Origin of the sequence: Pseudomonas palmensis (genome assembly GCF_017848315.1) — a bacterium.
GTDB classification, from domain to species: domain Bacteria; phylum Pseudomonadota; class Gammaproteobacteria; order Pseudomonadales; family Pseudomonadaceae; genus Aquipseudomonas; species Aquipseudomonas palmensis.
In genome coordinates this window covers 86,622-104,968 of the sequence record NZ_JAFKEC010000004.1, presented here as the reverse complement: position 1 = coordinate 104,968, position 18,347 = coordinate 86,622, and the positions used below count along the sequence as shown (strand labels likewise).

The 18,347-nt window shown below is 56.0% G+C and carries 5 protein-coding genes; all 5 read right to left on the bottom strand.

Annotated features, from left to right (window positions below):
• Positions 1-22: 22 nt before the first annotated feature.
• The 5 genes from JZZ72_RS04035 to JZZ72_RS04015 all read right to left on the bottom strand — a co-directional run bounded on the left by JZZ72_RS04035 (position 23) and on the right by JZZ72_RS04015 (position 18,216).
• Positions 23-2,122, bottom strand: a complete 2,100-nt coding sequence (locus tag JZZ72_RS04035) for a UvrD-helicase domain-containing protein (protein WP_210014072.1) — start codon at positions 2,120-2,122, stop codon at positions 23-25.
• Positions 2,119-8,451: a DEAD/DEAH box helicase gene (locus JZZ72_RS04030; RefSeq protein WP_210014071.1), complete on the bottom strand. Its 6,333-nt coding sequence runs from the start codon at positions 8,449-8,451 to the stop codon at positions 2,119-2,121. The genes JZZ72_RS04035 and JZZ72_RS04030 overlap by 4 nt, the downstream gene beginning before the upstream one ends.
• Before the next feature lie 5 nt (positions 8,452-8,456).
• Positions 8,457-10,241 carry a DUF262 domain-containing protein gene (locus JZZ72_RS04025; protein WP_057711083.1) on the bottom strand — a complete coding sequence of 595 codons (1,785 nt, stop codon included), beginning with the start codon at positions 10,239-10,241 and terminating at the stop codon, positions 8,457-8,459.
• Positions 10,242-10,414: 173 nt separating this feature from the next.
• Positions 10,415-15,337 (bottom strand): Eco57I restriction-modification methylase domain-containing protein, encoded by a 4,923-nt coding sequence (locus JZZ72_RS04020; protein ID WP_210014070.1) that lies wholly within the window; start codon positions 15,335-15,337, stop codon positions 10,415-10,417.
• A gap of 14 nt (positions 15,338-15,351) precedes the next feature.
• Positions 15,352-18,216, bottom strand: coding sequence for a DEAD/DEAH box helicase (locus tag JZZ72_RS04015; RefSeq protein ID WP_210014069.1), 2,865 nt, complete (start codon positions 18,214-18,216; stop codon positions 15,352-15,354).
• Between the last annotated feature and the right edge of the window lie 131 nt (positions 18,217-18,347).

The window sequence follows — 18,347 nt, the reverse complement described above, 5'->3', positions numbered from 1 at the left end:
TTAGCTGTATAGGTCTGAGACTTCAGCCAACAGAGGGCCGCACTAGGAGAAACAAATTTCTCTTTGCTCGAGTAGCAGCAACGTGCAGCAGACATCTTTCAGAAGTTTCAGTGTCTTCGGTTACCCCGGCATCTTCATCACGGCTAAATTGCCCTGCATAAGTAGTGGCTCCCTTGTAGGCGGCAACAATCACTACGCTAAATTCAAGCCCCTTGATGCGGTGCATAGTGGCTAGACGGACGCCCAATAGTGCCGAATCGTCCGAGGTTGCGTTATCTAGTTTCAAGTGAATAATATTGGCTTGCTGCAGAGCTCTAGCAATGTTTTCCAGATCCTCGTTAGTACGTGCGGTGATGCAAATCTGTCGAGGCTCCATGCCATCGTCCTGCAGTTGTTTAAGGATCGTTTGTATATGCGGAATATCCTCATTAACGGAAGACGACTCAATGATATCCGGCACATCACCATGGGTAAGCGAACGGTAACCGCGCAGAGAATCCGCATTCCCGTCCAGGTCGTCGACAGCACATCCTTCAAGCTGAGCACAGGCCCATTGACGGATTTCGTCTGTGGTGCGGTAGTTCACCTTAAGGTTACGGCTGCGGCCACGAACCTCAATGCCCACCCGGCTCAGTACGACTTTGTGCCGGTAGATACGCTGGTGAGCATCGCCAACGATAAACAGGTCGTTTTCAGCTTCCTCTACGGCTGTGCGAATAAGCTCAAAACCTGCGTTGCTGATGTCCTGGGCTTCATCTACCACCATGGACCGAATTCCGAGTGCGGGCTGCTCTGTCCTTAACAACTGACAGGCTTCACGGAAGGCCTCTTCAGGCTCGCGCAAATTGGCGGCTTGCAGCTGGGCACGGTATTCGGCAAACACCGGCCAAATAGACTTACGCATCGCACGGCCGAGCTGACCGCCACGGCCGACTCGACTGGCACGCATATAGTCCTCAGCAGTTTCACAAGCTTGAGGCAGCACCACTCGCTCATACTCCGCACGCATGAACGTTAGGCTGAGATCAACCGATGTCGGCATCGCAGACAGAGCTGCTTGCCAGAAACGGCGACGATCGCCTTCGTTGTACAGCAGGTTATGTGGGTAGCCAAAACGACGCAGAAGGCTGGAAGCCCACTGATCCAGGTTCACTACTTGAATTTTCTCCAATTCCTGTGGGGTGCACAGCAGCGCCAAATGCTGGCGGATGTCCTCGGCAAGTGTTTTGGTGAACGTGGTAAACAAGACCGGACGACCAGGCAAGTTCGAATATTGTCGAGCAAGTCTTGCAGCGCGATGCATGGCGACAACAGTTTTACCAGTACCTGCACCACCGGTCACCTTCACTGGACCATTCCAGTCACGCTCCACCAACTTGCGCTGAGTTGGGTGCAGGAAGACCCTCCAGCGTTCTAGAGGTGCAGCCAGTAAGGCCTCCAGATCGCTGTCATCAGTCAGTACCACGAAATGACGACGCGAGCTATCGCGCTCCAGCGCAGCCCCGAAGTCTGCAGGGTCGACAGACTCTGGCGCGGCCTGATCACTGATGATCTTCTCGAAAAGCTCGCCGGCAGCAAATAGATACAACGCCTCGAATGCCTCATCGGGCAATTGCGCTTCCAGCGCCTCAAGTTCGCCTTCATTAGTTACGGCACGCACCGCTTCCAGCCGATCATCGGGTACGCCCAGCCGGCGAATCTCACGATCCTTGAGGGCATCGAACAGTCCCACTGCACGCACCTCGGCCGAGGCGTCAGATGCTTTCGTGTTAGCCACCTCCTGCACTGCATAAACCTGGATGCTGCCAACATCCGGATGGATCGCGACTCGATGGCGACGTGCCCATTGATAGGCATCGTCATGTTGGTCAACCCACAACAGGCAGTAAACGTTGCCCACATCAGGTTTAAGCACGATTCCACGCATATTGTCGTTGATCCGAACCGAGCGCATGTTCGGATCGGCGGCATCATGAATGCGCTCATAATTGATGCCGGTCGCCATTGGGTTCTGACGAAACTTTGCAACGAAGGTCAGTACCGCCTGCTGATGAGAACGTGGAACTACCGAAAACGACTTCAGAAAGTCATCGGACATTGCAATCTTGAGTGCCAGCGTCATGCCAGTGTCTCCATCAAAAGGGTTCTCAGCTCATCAGGCAACTCACTGCCATCAGCGGTAAAAGAATGCCAACCTTGGCCAGCAAAAAGCGCAGCCACTGCTCCAGAATCTGGCAGTAGTACGGCGGTACGAACATCTGGCCAAGCCAATTCGGCTTCTGCTATTACGCGGCCTTTCTCATCCATCAACTCATAGCCCACTTCTGGGGCGGTTACGTCCAGACCAGCCAGAGCCAAGCCCCAAGACTGTACTTCATGTGCAGCTAGACTCAGCGCTTCCTGCCAGGCTTCAGACAGTCCGCCGGATTTTGCTTTGAGCGCAGAACAATCCTGCAGCGCAGGTAACCCTGGCATTTCAGCGTTGCCAACCCAAATCTGACTCAGCGGCAACAATAAGTTAAGTGCCTGCCAAAGTTGCTGCCAGCGTAACTGCAGCTCGCTTTCGGGCAGGCCATCTTCTTTCCACTCGCCAACCAGAACAGGCTCAGAGTCTGCAGAGCCATTGCCCGTCATCACTTGCTTCAGATGCTCCGGGTGCATGGCAATGGCCAGCATCCAGGCTGTACCGAGCTGACGCAGGCTCAGCCTATGCAGTTGCAGGTCAGGTAGCAGACCCAGCTCATCCAAACGCTGCCAGAAAGCCCCTTCGCGCAGGACTTGAAGCGCAGTAGTGTCACCCGGTGGCATCAACATTCCCGCAGCCAGGCAGACGGCCAATTTGCCGAGCGCTTGATGTTGCCCATGGGCTAAACGCTGATGCATCTGGCCAAAGGACGGCAGCGATTTGAAATTGGAGAGTGTTGCGATGCCCTGTGCCGCGCACAGCTTCTGCACTACCTGCTGTGGATCATCATTAAGCAAAGTTGCCCAAGGCGATGGCGTAGGTAATACCTGGTTTTGCAAAGCGCATTCGACATCATCCCAGGTTAGCGTCCAGACTGAGAACTTCCCGCTCCTGGCCACCGCCATACGTTTGGCTATATCGGTAGTAATGATGTCTTTGTGGTACTGCCAACCATCAACAAAGACCGCCACGGGCAGGTCGTCGGCGGCATCGTCTGGCCAGAATACGAAGTCAGGCTTGCACGGAATCAACACACCTTCGCTGGCTCCCAGATTGACCTGCAACTCCATCCGCCAACGACGCGAGCCAGCCTGTATCTGATAGCCCGCCTTGCCCTTGAACAATAGCTCACTCAGCTTGAACTTCTCACCTTCATGCTCACGGCGCAGCGCTTCGACAAACCGCCTCTCCAGCATGCTATCCAGTAACTGGTTAGCTGGCTGGACGTCGGCCAGATGGGTAACTGGCTTCAGTGCTCCCTTGTACTGCATCACCTCACCCAACAATTTCTGTGCTGTACGTCGCGAGATAGACTTACGATCATGGCTGTTGTGATAGCGGTACACACAGCGATAACAGCCATCGGTGTCCGCATTCTGGTTGCAAGTACAGGTATTGAGGGCTTGCAGTGCAATGTCGAATACTTCCAACAGCGGTTCGGGCGCGCGCATCAATTCCTTGAGATAGCCGGTGCCACCTGGCACGCTGTCGTAGATCACCAGATAACAACGCGGCGTATCTGAGCCCGCAGCCATACGCATATCTAGAGCAATACGCAGATGGTCCACTGCTCCCCTAAACCGCCGCGCCAACCCCAACTCCAGAGCCGACACAAAGCTCAGCAGGGCCTCGTTGGTATCGGCAAAACCCACCTCGGGCAAAAACAGACGAATGCCCTCACTAGTGAACTCGCGGTAGAGGAACACGCACTGCTGCGTGCTCGCCTCGGGGTTCTTGCGCTTCGCGCACCAGGACGAATGGTTTCGATATAGCTCCTCGGCCTTGCGCTTGCGCTGTAAGGTGCCGCACTCGGGGCAGATGCTAAAACCAGGGCGGCTGAGTTCCTTCCCGCCGATCTCCATCGGCATGCCTTCCGCTGACTGCTCGCCAAAGTTCACCTCGCGAAAAGTCACCCGATCGAGAAACTCGAAGCCGAAAGGAAATGTTTGCTCGTCAATCACAAAGGCCTGACGCACCGCATCAGGCGGGCTATCCACCAAAGCTTGGCGCACATAAAAGCCGCGCTGACGCTCGTCTGAGTCGTCAGCAATACGGCTATCGCGATCCAGCGTTCGGGCAAACACCGTGGTCAAACGCAACATCTCGTGCACCCGGCCACTGTCGCGCCACAGCGTATCGCCACAGCGTGGGCAGTTAGAGTGTTGATCACCTGAGGATAGCGGCTCGGTATAGGAGCACTGCCTACAGAAACGCCAGTGCTCCGGCTTGATCTTCGATACGTCGATCTGGTTGATCACCACCCGCCTGCCTTCGGCATAAAAGGTGTTGTTCGGTGCCAACTCAGTGATGGCCGTTGATCCAGGACGCTCATATTCGAAGGTCAGAGGATCAGGAGCGGATGTCCCGGCCTTTGAATCGCGCACAATGATCGAGCGCAACAGCACACCTTGCTCCGGGAACGCATAGTTGGGTAGCAAGCCCTCATCAGTCAGCACATTGAGCGTAGCCTTACCCTCAATGCTGCCAATCAAACGCGAAAGCGCAGTTCGATCCTGAAGCAGTCGTGCCAACTCCAGCTCCTGATCCTCACCACGCACCGTCAATGCCTGCAGCTTATCGATCTCCTTCACTGCGGCCTCACGCTTGCGCTTGATGCTTTCAACATCACTAGCAATGCTCTGCAAACGGTTGACGATCTTATACGCCAACGGGCTGCTATCACCGTTGCTGCCCTGAATGAAATTAGCCAGCCATTGGCACGTACCGTCGCTCAAAGGGCACATATCTCCCTGATTGAACAAGCGCAAGAACCGTTCAAGAAGCGACGCTTGGTGCTGCTCCACATAACTCAACCAAGGGTAAGGAAACTTGCTGTTGGTCTGATTATTGATCGCAGTGAACACCCCACGAATTTCCTGAGGGATCTGCGCCGCCCGCCCGTTCTCATGCACCCAGCAATCTAGAGTGAACGCTGTAAGTTGACGCTCAAGTACCGCCGAGGCGTTAAGGAAAACCCCAGGTGCCTGCACGGAACCTGCAATCATGGTTTTCGGGTCATCCCAGAAATACAGGTCATGCGGCTTGCTGGTCGCCATGCTCATCAGCAACGCATTACCAGTGCTACGCCCTGCCCGACCGGCTCGCTGAATGTAGTTTGCCTGCTGTGGAGGAACCGAACATTGCAGCACGCTGGACAAGTCGCCAATATCGATACCCATCTCAAGAGTGGGTGTCGCGGAAAGCACATTAATGCCCCCGGGGCGATCACTGTTGGATTTAAAGTTGCGCTCTACTGCCTCGCGCGTTTCGCGCGGCAGTAAACCAGTATGCTCGTGCGCCACTACCCGCCGAATGTCCGCATTCAGGTAGAGTTTGCGATAAAAATCACCGGGTACATCTAGTGCGTGCAACTCGCCCCGGCAATCGACGCGGCGACACGCTTGCTCAGAAAAATCATCCTCTGGGCCAGAGAGTGTTGTGCTGTGGCAGATGGCACACCGCCACACCTTGCCACCCAAGATAACGTGGAAAGCAGAGGGCTCCAGCCCCCATACACGGATATCCGGCTTCTCGGTAGCCTCCTCAAAACCTGCTAAGCCAACGCTTTCCAATGCCTCAAGAGCAAGCCGATAAAGCGGCGCAATCAAGGCATCCGTACCCAGCGCCAGATCATGCAAAGCAGGCAATGCCTTGAACGCCCAGTCGCTAAACAAACGGGCATGGCTCTTAGTTATACTGACACAGCGACCAAACTCTGCCAGTGTCAAAAACCTCGGAGGCCGCGGGCTGGTTAGAAGCTTGAACTGGCTTGGATTCTTCTTATACCCCCAAGGGCTGCTACCCATTCGCGCATAAAACCCTAGCTCCTGATCACGCCAAGCCCCGATGCGCTGCATGTTTTCCAGTAGCCCGCGCAGTAAAACAACAACTTCTTCCAGCTGCGCGGCGGCTAACGGTTCAAGCGTGTCACGTAGACGTGGCAACAGCCATTGAGCGGCTTCGTCTAACTTGCCCGCAAGTGGCACTACGCATGCAGTTCCCGTCGCTACCAGAGTGCGACCAATATGAGCATCCTGGCCAAACTCTGCATTGAGGACCCAAGGCAACACCCTCGCCAACTCGCTAGGTAGGTTGCTGCTTTCAGGCAGCGCCCCCTCTTCCATCAGGGTCTCGTAATCACGTAGCCACTGCATTTGCGGCGGCAGGAAGTTAGCAATGTAATGACCATCACCTAGCGCCGTGCGCCAACGTTGCGCGAATGCTGTTGGCAAATTTTCTAGTGTCACAGGTCGCCCAGCTGCATAGGCATCAGCAATTACCTGCGCCAACGCCGGGCGTAAGTTCATTCGCCAGGTTCTCGCGGCAAGGAACCCTGCACGATGCGCCGCATCCTGTACCGAGTCCGAGAAAGCAATCAGCTTCTTGTCCGGATTGAAGCGCGTTGCAAACAACTGTCCCACCATCACCGCCGCCAGACTGGCCGCTTGCGAACCAACAATTGTCAGCGTTTTATAACCGGCACAAAAAGGACAATCATGGTGCGACTTGGTGTACTTCGCGCCATTGCGCGTACCTTCACGCAGGTTGCTGGCAATATCTATAGCCAGCAAAGGCTGATCCTCACAGTGTGAGCATTCGGTTTGTGATGCCTGATGCAAGGAGCCGCAGGCAGGGCATACCTGCTTGCGCTCGAACACTGCTGGGTTCGCCCCCGCACTGGAGGGAAAGATAAAACGGGTACTCACATCCTCGGCGAAGAACGCGCTGTAAAACGCCTGCAAATCATGAGTGAGTTGATTGGGGCTGATCTTTTGCTGCGTAGAACCCCAGCCGGTGGCGTGGCACTCGCGGCAATGGATCACCGGCAGATGCAGCCGCTCCATATCGGCTTTACGTAAGTCATCGTGATGCCGAAGCTGCGGTTCAGCATCCAGAACAGCCGCCATGCGGCGCAGCTCACGTAGCCAGATTTCCACCTTTACCTGCAAGAAAAAGTTCTGATGTGCATCCTGGCGTGCATGCGCCACCAACGACAGCAGGCTAGACAACCAAAGCAGCGCAAAGCGCTCATCATCGCAGCTCGGCAAACGGCGCTTGAGCAGTACCAACAGGTCATCCAGCAACACGGACTTTGGTCCAAGACGCTCCAAATCACGCAAAAGATTCTGGAAGGCAAAGTGGCTCTTCAGGTCCTTACCCAAGCCACAGCGCCAAGCAAAATCCTCTGCCTGCGTGACCGAGCAAGGCTCACCGAACCACAAAGGCGCTTGGGCCGCCAGATAGGCATGCAGGTCGTCAAAGTTATCGGGTGCCAAGGTATCCAGATCACTGGGCTGCGGGCTTTGGGTGAACTCAACTAGGGCTTCAGCGAGATAATCCCCAACCGACTCGCAGTCCTCGGCGATAACCGCACTGTCATTCAACACTTCACCAAACACATCACCGGCAAAGGCCAGCAAATCGCTAACGCCATCATCGCCCAGCGTTGCCGAAGTACCGACGCACACCAACTGGCCCGGCGGCGCCTTCAGACGTCCCTTGAGACGGCGAATCAAACAGGCCAGATCAGTACCCTGCGCACCGTCAAAGGTATGCAGCTCATCCACCACCAAATAACGCAGCGTGTCCGGCTGCTGATGCGCCCACAAAGGGGCATCTGCTGCACGCAGCAGAAGAAAGTCCAACATCTTGTAGTTGGTCAGCAGAATATCCGGCGGATTTTCACGCAGGGCATTGCGGTCGGTAATCACCGAATAACTGCCGCCACTCAATTCGGCGACCGTTTGCGACTCTACAGCCGGTGCATCGCCCACATACAAGCCTGCACGAATCCCACTAAGGCCAGCGGCCTTAACGATTTCCTTGGCCACACGCCCAGATTGGTCGCTGGCCAAGGCATTCATGGGATAGAGGATGATCGCCTTGATGCCACGCCGCCCCTCGGCACGCGCCACTCGACAATGCTCAAGGATCGGATATAGAAAGCACTCGGTCTTACCCGACCCCGTACCCGTTGCCACCAACGTGGATTGAGCCTCTGATCCCGCCAGCCGCGCAAAAGCCTTGGCCTGATGTGCATGGGGCACAAAGCTGGCGGGTAACCAAGGAAAAGCTGGTAACCCGCCATTAAGCTGCTTGCGAAATGGCAGTGGCAATGTCAGATATGGCCCTTTGAAGATATTGCTGCGCTCAGCCAAAAAGCGCTCCAGCAAGCCCTCAAAACCAGTAGTAGTGGACGGGAATGCGGTGCGCAGAAAGTCTGCGACGCCCTGAGTGACCTGCTGAGAAACGATAAGTGGCTGCATATTTTTTACTCGGCAAGATCAGCTTCAGTGAGGGGCCATTTTTTCACTGAGAACTTGGCAATCTCGATGCTACGGGCAAGGATCGCATCCTTGGAAAAGGCTGGATTGGCACTAGCGTTCTTGGCCGCCACCCCTTGGATTAACCTGAACTGCGAAGACCGGTACAATTTCTGATCGCGCATCTTGTTCTCCGCTGAGCAGTTATTGCAGGCACTGTTGATGCGCTTCTCAAGCGGTGCGAGATTACCGAGCAGATGGATATGCTCGAGATAGGCGTCTTCAGTGCGGAAACCATACAGACGGACGCCAAAGGAAGGCTCCTGCGGAAGAATATGCTCGATGGTCAGACCTGCAGTACTGATCTCGACCAGGTCTCCTATATCGAGCTGTGGCAAACCCACGGCGACTCTGGCTGCGCTCTCAGATTCCAACAAAACTCGCGCAAGCCCAGGGTTTCGGAACATCTCCTCCCCAGCCAAACGCGACTCGAACTTAGCGCTTGGCATAAACCGCTGACAAAAATTGATCAACCGCTCAGCAATCTCCTCAGTGGTTAAATGACTAAACGCTCGCATGAGAGCAGCCATGTCGGCTTGCGGATTCGTACCCTGCAGTTTAAACACACGAAGGTCTGCGAGCTCAATCAACTCAAGCATCGAATAATTCAGATAGCTAGGTACTTGCACCTCCAGCATCTTCGAAGTGAACAGGCGGATGATCAGCGGGTAAAGCGTGGCCGAGAGATCCTGAACAACCAGCAGCAGATAAAGGCCTCGGTTGGTTCGCCCCCCCTCAGCCAAACCGAGCAGACCTTTAAAGAACACCTCCAAATCACTGACATAATCACTGATAAACCTGGCTAAGCGCTCCTTGTCGCCGCGCATGGCTTTGAGTGCCGGCTTGAGGAAAGACTCCAGAACTGTTTCAGAGGTTGCGTTGTAATCCGCCCCGGACTCCACATCGTGTTGCTCGCCGTTAAACGCGAAATAGTGATACCGCAGCACGTCGTCTTCCCGGAACGGATCACGATTGATCAGACGAATCTGATAACCCGGCTCCGCCGCGAGCTTCTTGAGTTTGCTAAAGCTGCGGAAGGCCTCACCGAACTTATCAGCGATCATCGAATCCAATTCGCCATCCAGAAAGCGATTGGAGTAATAGATCAACAAACTCTTGACGATATCCATCTTCGCCAAAGGTACCCCCCGGTCGTTGACCGACTGGAACATGCGAATGGCTTTACCCTCATTGGCCTCGGTGAACTCAAGCACCTCAAGATGGCTGATGCTCAGCAACCAGCTCTTGATGGCTTCCTGTCCTTGGTGCACCTTGATGGCTCTGATGCGTTGGCGAATCCACTGGTAGGCAACCAGTAAGCGCTGCTGGCCATCAGAATCAGGCTCTGGCATCTCATCATTCAGTAGTGCAGAAAAGAATGACTTGTTACTGCCAAGAACGGTGAACTTGGGGCCGTATACAGGATGCGTGATGTAGGTACTGCGGTAATGCTCCTTGATGGGCAACTCATCGACTGCATCAACCAAAGCATCGAGCAGCATGGTCAGCGTGGTAAGCCGCTGCTGACCATCCACCACTCGCACCGGTGCCATTTTTCCAGTCTGCGACAAGATAAAGGTGCCCAGATAGTGGCCACCGCCCAGCTCCATCGCTTCCTCGATATCCTCAAACAAGTCGTCGATATTGCTGGTCGTCCAGGCGTAGTCACGCTGGTACGCGGGAATTTCCAGGGTCTTGCCGGTGAAGAACTGCTCGATGGTTTGGGTAGCCAAAATCCGTTTCCTTTTGGTGGTAGCTCAGCGGTGTGCTGGTATCCAGGCTTTAGCGGCTAGCGCACGAAATAACGATGGCTCGCGCCATCACGCTTCAACATCTGTTGCTCATACAATCCGTCAGCAGAACTTTGAGCTGTCCGATATCCGCCTTGCTGAGTCCTCCAGTAGGGTTAGCAATGGTTCGCCTCCTTGGCAAAATGCGCCCAGGCTACGTGATAGTCAGCTTCGCGGTCAGCCAGCGTGAAAGGGGCGGTGTATTGGATGGTGCGGTGTATTGGGCCGCCGGGTTGGGTGTCGTCAAGGATAGGGCACTCGATGACGGTGCCGTCGGGGACTTGGGGTTGGCCGTTTTTGGGTTTTACATCTTCCCAACCGAGACGACCGGTTTTGGTGCTGCCATCGGGCAGGCGCACGGTGCAGCTGGCGTCGCGCTTGCTGGCCTTGCGCTGCAGGCCCACGCCCGCAAGCCCAATGTTCACGGTGAAGATGATGCGCCCCTGAGCGTCGTACCATGTGTCACGCTCGTTCTGATGCATCACCGGGAACTGCACGCGGTAGATGGTGAGCAGTTCGTCAAGCGTGAGTCCGAGTGCCTGGGCAGCGAGCACGTCGATTTCCACCAGCGCCTGACGGCGAGCATAGTCGCTGCGCAGGGCACAGTTGCGCTGCCAGTCGGGGGTGAGCTGAGTGAAGAAGTCCTGCGTCAGGCGCGGGTCGTTACTGGCCCAACAATCCTGCTGAAAAGCGGGCTGCCAGCAGTCGCGCCAGAGGTCAGCGTAGTGAGTGGTGAGGCAGTTAAGTGTCAAGGTTCTCAACGCAGCAGCAGCCTGCATTTCCACCATAGGAAACTGCTCCCAGATAAAGTGCAGATTGCTTCGTCCGGTGGTTTTGATAAAGAAATCTGCGGTCAAAGACGACGAAAAGATCGCTTGATACAGCAGGTGCTCAACGCTTTTGAATACGGTGCTTTGCACGCCGTTAATATGCGCCTGTCCCGGTGCTGCAATTGAGCCAATCAAAGTACGCTCACCTGACTGGGACAGCATGCCGCGAAAAGCCATGCGATAATACCTTGTCGCCGCTCTCGCTTCGCGCTCGCCCTCTTCCACCCAGCTCACCCTTGGCACACGACGGGCGTACTCCTGTGCGTCGCAGGCTGGTAGGTAGTTAGTACGCGCCAGGTAGTCGTCAGGTAGTAATTCAAGGTCGAGCGGATCATAAGCACGTGGAGTTGTGCAAACCATACGAGGTGTCTTGTAGAACGGATTACCGACAAAGAAATGCGGGCCGGACAGCACAAACTCGGCGGGATCAGAGACAAAACCGTCTTCGCTGGTGTTACGGCGGCAGATGGTGCCGTCCTTTTGCGCGCCAGTTTCGTGCCACATTTCAAGGGTGCCATAATTACCCTGCAGATCTCCGAGTCTTCTTGGTACGCAGGCAAATTTTTCCAGCACTGCAACCAGCTCACGGCTATGTACCGCGGGCAAGCGGGCCTGCAATGCAGGAGTCCCAGGAATGTCATAGAGCTGAGCAAAGGTAGCCAGCAAGGCTTCATCCACTTCTATCACTCGACTGGCATGACCGGCCGTATTCCATCCACCTTCATTCCTTTTAATACCCGGAACGGAGCCACCGCCAGTATGTTCCAGGCTGGCCGCTACCGTCGCTGTCGCGAACAGGTTGGCCATTGTCCGGAAGCGAATCTCGTTCTGAACACGCCCATAAACGTTGATGGAATATCGGACCCAGATCATCACTTCCTGAAACAACAGATTCACATTGGTGAACTGGTAATGCGCCTTCAAGCGAGGATATAGGGATGCGCGCAGCTCTCCCGCCTTGGGGTCGTCATACACCCCCTCGGGGTGCAGTAGCGCCTGTACGCCACTACCGATCTGCCACACCAGCGGCAGAAAGCATTTGTACAGATTGTTCTGCTGACCCTTGAGTAGCGGATAGTTCTGTACGGCGTTGAGAAACTGCCCCATACCTTCTGTAGCCACGCACTCAGCCAGAAAATCAGCCTTTGCGTGCGGCAAGGCGGCAAACACCGCTTCACGCTGATCCGCCGTCTGCTTGGCGCTAAGCTTACGAATGGCAAAACGCGGATCAAAGTCCGAGAGCAGCGCCTGCTCGTTCCACTCCACCTTGATCCAAGGCGGGTTACCCAGCACTACATCAAAGCCGCCACGATCCTTGAAGACATCAGCAAACTCCAGCGCCCAATGCATAAAGTGCTGCTGGCCGGCCACTTGCTGCGCCACCTGCAGTTGAGGCAAGGCGTTGATCAGCGCGGCGATATCGACATAGCCGTAACGGTCACGCTCGGGAGCAAAGTCCAGCCCCTGCTGCGGGTGGGTTTCTGGGAATAGATCATCCGCCGACACACTGTTCAGGCTGGCATTGCCGAGCAGTACAGTTTCCAGCACAAACCACCAGTGTTCGCGGCTAGGCAACTCGCTGGCTTTATCCAGTGGCCAGAACCACAGGGCGCACCAGGCATCCATCACCAGTTTGAGGCGACGGTATGGGCTGGCATTTTTCTGCGCTTCGCTAAGCATTTCCCGCTGGTAGGCGGCATCTTTCTGCGCGGTGCTAGTCGGAGCGCGGTTCGCGGCCGGGTCGGGCCATACATGAAGCTCATCGCAAGTAGCGGCGCGCACACGGGCCAACTCCTGGGCGTGTTGCTGCCAGAGCTGCTCGGTGGCAACACTTAGCGCCTGTACCCGTTTGATTTCATCGCTACTCAGCGGCGCAGTAAAGGCGTTGCGCCATTGTTTGAATTGGTTGAAGGCCGCGGGCTTCAGTGCCTTTATCACCTTATCGCTGACCATACCCATGCCTTCAGCAGGTAGCAAAAAGTGGTATACATCGGTAGCGGCGGGCACTTGTGTGAGTGGCAAAGCACGCGGCGCGGCAGCGCGCCAGTCGCGTTCGGGCAGACCGTTTTCACCCCTGCCCGGGCTGAGCTGGGCGGTGCTAAACAGTTCGCGTCGCGCGCCCACCAGGGAGTTACCGTTGTACAGCTGCAAGCCAAACCACGGCACATGGCTGCCTTTGAAAATGGCGTTGAGCCACAAGGAGACTTCGGCTAGCTCCACCGCAATGGGGTTGAGGTCCACACCGAAGACATTGCTGTCGGCAATGAACATCTTCACCCGCTGTTTTTCTTCGGTGTACTGCTCGTGCGGGATAGTGCGGCCCAGCTCCTTCTGCTTGGCCTGCAGATAAGCTTCGGCTAATTGGCTGACGGCCTCGTTCAAGAACGCAGCGCTACCCATGGCCGGCTCGCACACGGTGAGCTTCAGAATTTCATCTGCCGACTTGCCGGGGACAATCTCCTTCAGCGCATGCTCGACCAGGCATTTGGTCAGCACTTCCGGGGTGTAATAGCTCGCCGATTTCTCGCGGGCACGACCGGCCAGGCGATAGATAAAACTGCCCTTAGGATGAATCTTCGTATTGCCACCAAACAAGCGTTCAGCGTCTGTATAGTGGCTGATGCTACTAGCAGGTACAAAATACGCCGCATCCAGCGGGTTGACCTCGGCATCTTTTTTCTTGTCGGCGGCGCTGGGGGTATCGAGGCCTTCCTCTCTGTCCGTATCACTCTCGCTCGAATCGTCTTCTTCGCTCTCGTCGCCCGTACTTGCCTTCTTACCCTTGGGGTCAGGGCGTACCTCGTAGAGATCTTCTTCGGCGAAAAAGCCACGGAAGGACAGCAGCGATTCGTACACCGCACCCAGTTGGTTGATACCGAGGGTGCCATAGCTGATACGCCCACGACGGCTCTTGCCACCGCCCCGGGACAATGACATTAGCTCGATCACTTTCTGCAGCACCGAGTTACGCAGCTTCACGCTACCCAGTAGCGGTGTGCGCGTAGGGTCAAACAGGTGTCCTTGTAGCGGCGCGATGGTGAAGCCGTTGTCGAGCAAGCTATCATGACTGCCACCCAAGTCGAGCTGACTCGCCCTGGCATCCCGGTGCGGATAGCCTTGCCAGATCAAGCCAAAGAGCTGCCTGAGGCTGTCGTGAAAATAGAAACCTTCCTGAGCTTCGCTGGTGATCAGCGGGGTTTGTTCCAATTCGCGCAGGTGCTCGATGCTGTAGCCCTTGAGGTAGGCCTCGGCATCGATGGGCGCATACCCCAGCTCGGGCCGCGCCTCGATATAAAACATAAACAGCAGACGGTACATGTAGCGCAGGCTTTCACGACTGAGCTGGTCGGCTAGGTCGGTATCGTTACGCTCAAACACCTTCTCTTTGGCCACCGTGCGTTTGTACCATATAGCCTCATTGGCAATCAGCTCAATGCATTCACGTAGGGCGTATTTGAGATCAGTGGATACCTCAAAGGCATGCTTGTGCGAGCTGTCGTCCAGGCTGTCGAGCAGCGCCACGCCGCCTTCCACCGGAAGCACCGACTGGCTGCCCAGCAGCGCGGCCATAGCGCGGAATTGCTTGTCATCACGCGGACCGAACAGTTCCGGCAGGTTGAAGCGCAGCAGTGCCTTGCGCCCCCATTTGCTGCGCTCGATCAGCAGCCACTCTTCATGGTGCAGCAGCAATACCCAGCGTGGCGGGTGGTCGTCGGCAAACAGGCGTTTGCTGAGGGTTTCCTCCCAATCGCTGTGGGCATATTTACCTTTGCCTTGTTCACTGGCCGCCGGCGCAAGCAATTGCAGTGGGCTGTTCTCGTCGTCTTCCGCATTGGCAATAGCTGCCGCAACAACCAACAGCGGCTGGTGCTTGGCATCGCGGTACACCGCGAGCACCGGCAATTCGCCTTCGGCCAACGTAAGGTTCTGAGGCACTAGCTCGTAACCTAGGGCAGCGAGCAGAGGCTGCACTAAGTCAATAAACAGGCTGGCGCGCTCGCTAGTTTTGCGCTCATTCAGAAAGCGCTCGCGGGCACGGAAGTAACCATTAGCGCCCGCAGCAGTGCGCAGACGAGCGACGGGGCTTTGCGCGCCCTGCTCTTTCCATTGGTCAAACAGCGGCTTGAGGTCTTTTTCGAGGATCTCGTCCAGGTAGTGCTGGCTGTAGAACTCGTTGGCATTGGTGAGGCCGGTGATGGCAAAACTCATGCTGTATTCCTTCCTTAAGCCATCAGTGCGGCAACAACGGTGAACTGAGCGCGGTCATCCAGTTGCAGGGTGTCACGAATCCATTGTTGGTAGTTGCTGAACAGGTCTGCGGTGGCGCTTTCTTTCTGCTTACGTTTGGCTGCGATGACCTGTTCTATACCCTTGGCGAAATCGATTTCCAGCTGTTCGTTGTGTTTGAGCTGCAGGGTTTGCAGTTTGGCCAACTCGCGCTCCAGACGTTGGCGGCAGTTGGCATCGAAGGCCTGCTTGATCGGTTTGATGTGTTTTTCAGCTGCCTGAATAACCGCCGGTAGTGCACTTTGCAGGGCACGGCTGTCGGGCGCCTGACCATCGTTGGCCTGGGCTTTCGCGGTGCTGGTGAGTCCTGTGCGCTGTAGTGTTTCCGCCAGGCTGAGTACGCCTACCACCTGCCCAGCAGCATCGAGCTGTACACCGAGCCACTCGGCTAGCACGGCTTGACCCCGGCGATTGGGCACCTGGGCGAGCACCAGCACGATGGCTTCGCCTGCGGTCAGCCCCTTCGCAACGCGCAGCAGCGGCGCACGCTGGCGACGAAACAGTGCCATAAGTTTGTAGTCGAGCCACTGGGCAATTGGGTTGAGCGCCCAGAGGTAGTGCAGCTGCGGCCAGGCATTGGTGTCGCGCGCCTGTTTGATGGCCTCTTCAACCACAGCCTTATCGGCGCTCAAGGCAAAGGTATTATCGTTCGGCCACATTTCGCTGGCCAGATCACGCTTGAGCACCTGGGCAAGGTCGCGACTGGGCTGGAAGCTCAGCGTGCGGCTGGCATCATCCGTTTTGATTGCAGCATGTTCGCGCGGCGACTGTTGCGCCAGCCAGCGCAAGGCATCGCGAAGGTAAATGTAGCTGTCGTTAAACAGACTGGTGAGTTCAGCAGTGGGCACCATGAGCACTGCTGTGCTGGCGGGCGCAACGCTATCAGTGCCGGGTACGTTCGCGCCCCACAGGGCTTCGAAAGGGTCGATATCATCCCCAGCCAGTAGCGCGGCGAATTCCTCGACAGTGCGGTTGCCTTCAATGGCCTTGGCCACTTCGAAGGCTTCCAGCTCCTCGTCATACAGCCCCATAAAGGCTGATGGATCGCCGATATTCTTCGCCGCCTGCACGTCCTTAGCAATCAGGATTTCCAGGTAGCGCAAGTCACCGCGAATTCTCTCGTGGCGAGGTTCTGTCAGCAGGTAGCCGATTTTCGGGGCATGCAGTTGACCATATCGATCCACACGACCATTGCGCTGCTGGAACACCATCAGTGACCAGGAAATATCGAAGTGGATCAGCCGATGAGCTTGGTAGTGCAGGTTAAGACCTTCGGAGGCCACATCCGAGGCAATCAGCAGGCGCAGGGGCGAATGGGTTTTGCCGAAATCTTCGACCGCCTGCTGGATGTCCTGGTCAGGCAATTGGCCGTGCAGGATGGCTACGGCGTTGTCTTTTAACCCCAAGGCCTTGGGCAGCTCTAGCTGGAGGAATTTCAGTGTTTCCACTCGCTCGGTGAAGATCACCAGGCGGTCACTTGGATCTTTGCCATCCCAACGCCAGTGCTGACCTTGTTTGAGCTGGCTGATGAGGTGCTGGAATTTGCTGAATTTGTCGGCACTGATGGCCTGCACCAGAACTTGAAGATCACGCAGCCCCTCAAGATCAGGATGGCGTGCGTCTTTTACCTCGAGCTTTCGGATGCGATCTTTCAGCGTTTGTAGGCAGGCTGCCGGGGAGGAGAACAGCGCCTTTTCCAGCACGGTGCGGAACAACATGGCACCGTCGCGCGCACCGGTCCCGTCGCTATTAAGTTTGAGCTCGGCTAGGGCATCGAAGGCGAGGTTTTCCGCCGGGCTTGCGGCGCAGGCCAAACGAAACACTTCTCGCTCTGGGAACTCCTGCGTCATCTGCTCGCGCACGTCTTTCTTGAAACGGCGAACAAAGAGGTGATCGACATCCTCACGGGTGTAGTCGGCCCCTGCTGGTAGCACCGTGGGGTCGAGCATGCGCACGAGGCTGGCGAAGCTGTCTTTTTTGCCGTTGTGCGGCGTGGCGGTGAGCAAGATCAGTGCATCGGAGCGTTGCGAGAGTAACTCAGCCAAGCGATTACTTTGGGTACGATTGCCCTTGTAGGAAACGTTGTGGGCTTCGTCGATGATGATCAGATCCCACCAGGCGCTTTCCAGGTAGTGCCGGTACTCGCTGTCGCGCTTCAAGGTATCGACCGAGATTATGGTGCGGTCGAAGTAGTTGAAGGGATTGTGATTGGCAGGGATATCGCGACGAATGCGCTGAATACCGGCTGAGTCCAGGCGGGTGAGCGGGATGGTAAAGCGGTTCCAGAACTCCTGCTGAAACTGGCGCATCATACTTTTGGTAGTGACCACCAAAATGCGGCGCGCTTTACCTCTGCGCATCAACTCAGCAGTAAGGATGCCGGCCTCAAGGGTTTTACCTAGGCCTACTGTATCCGCAATGAGCAAGCGCGGGCGCAGCTGCTGCAAGACCTGATGAGCGGGCTGCAACTGAAACGGCAGCGCATCCATGACCCCATGCTGACCAATCACTACCGACTCGCTTTGCAGCGCCGACTGACGCAGACGCGCCTCGATAAACAGCCGCGAAGCAATAAATGTGGGCGATTCGTCGTACACCAGCTCAGTCTTTGCTGGGTCAATCAGCGTGACGCCTTCGAGTTCAGTGAGGAAAAGCGCATGACGATTGCGCACGGTTTCCGACACGCCTATGCAGGAGAGCTGCCAGCCACCAAGATTGCATTGGTCGGCATTCTGGATAATCCACTCTTCATCGCGGATCACTGCACGTGCACCGGGGGCTGGGGCTTGGGTCAGTTGCATTGGTGCAATCCTTGTCAGGGCACTAGGTACACAGAAAACTGCATTAAGATAAATCGATCGCCTAATAAACCCAGACAGATCGGCACTCCGCTGATCAATTCATTACCGCTCAGTCGCGGCATGAGCCGATG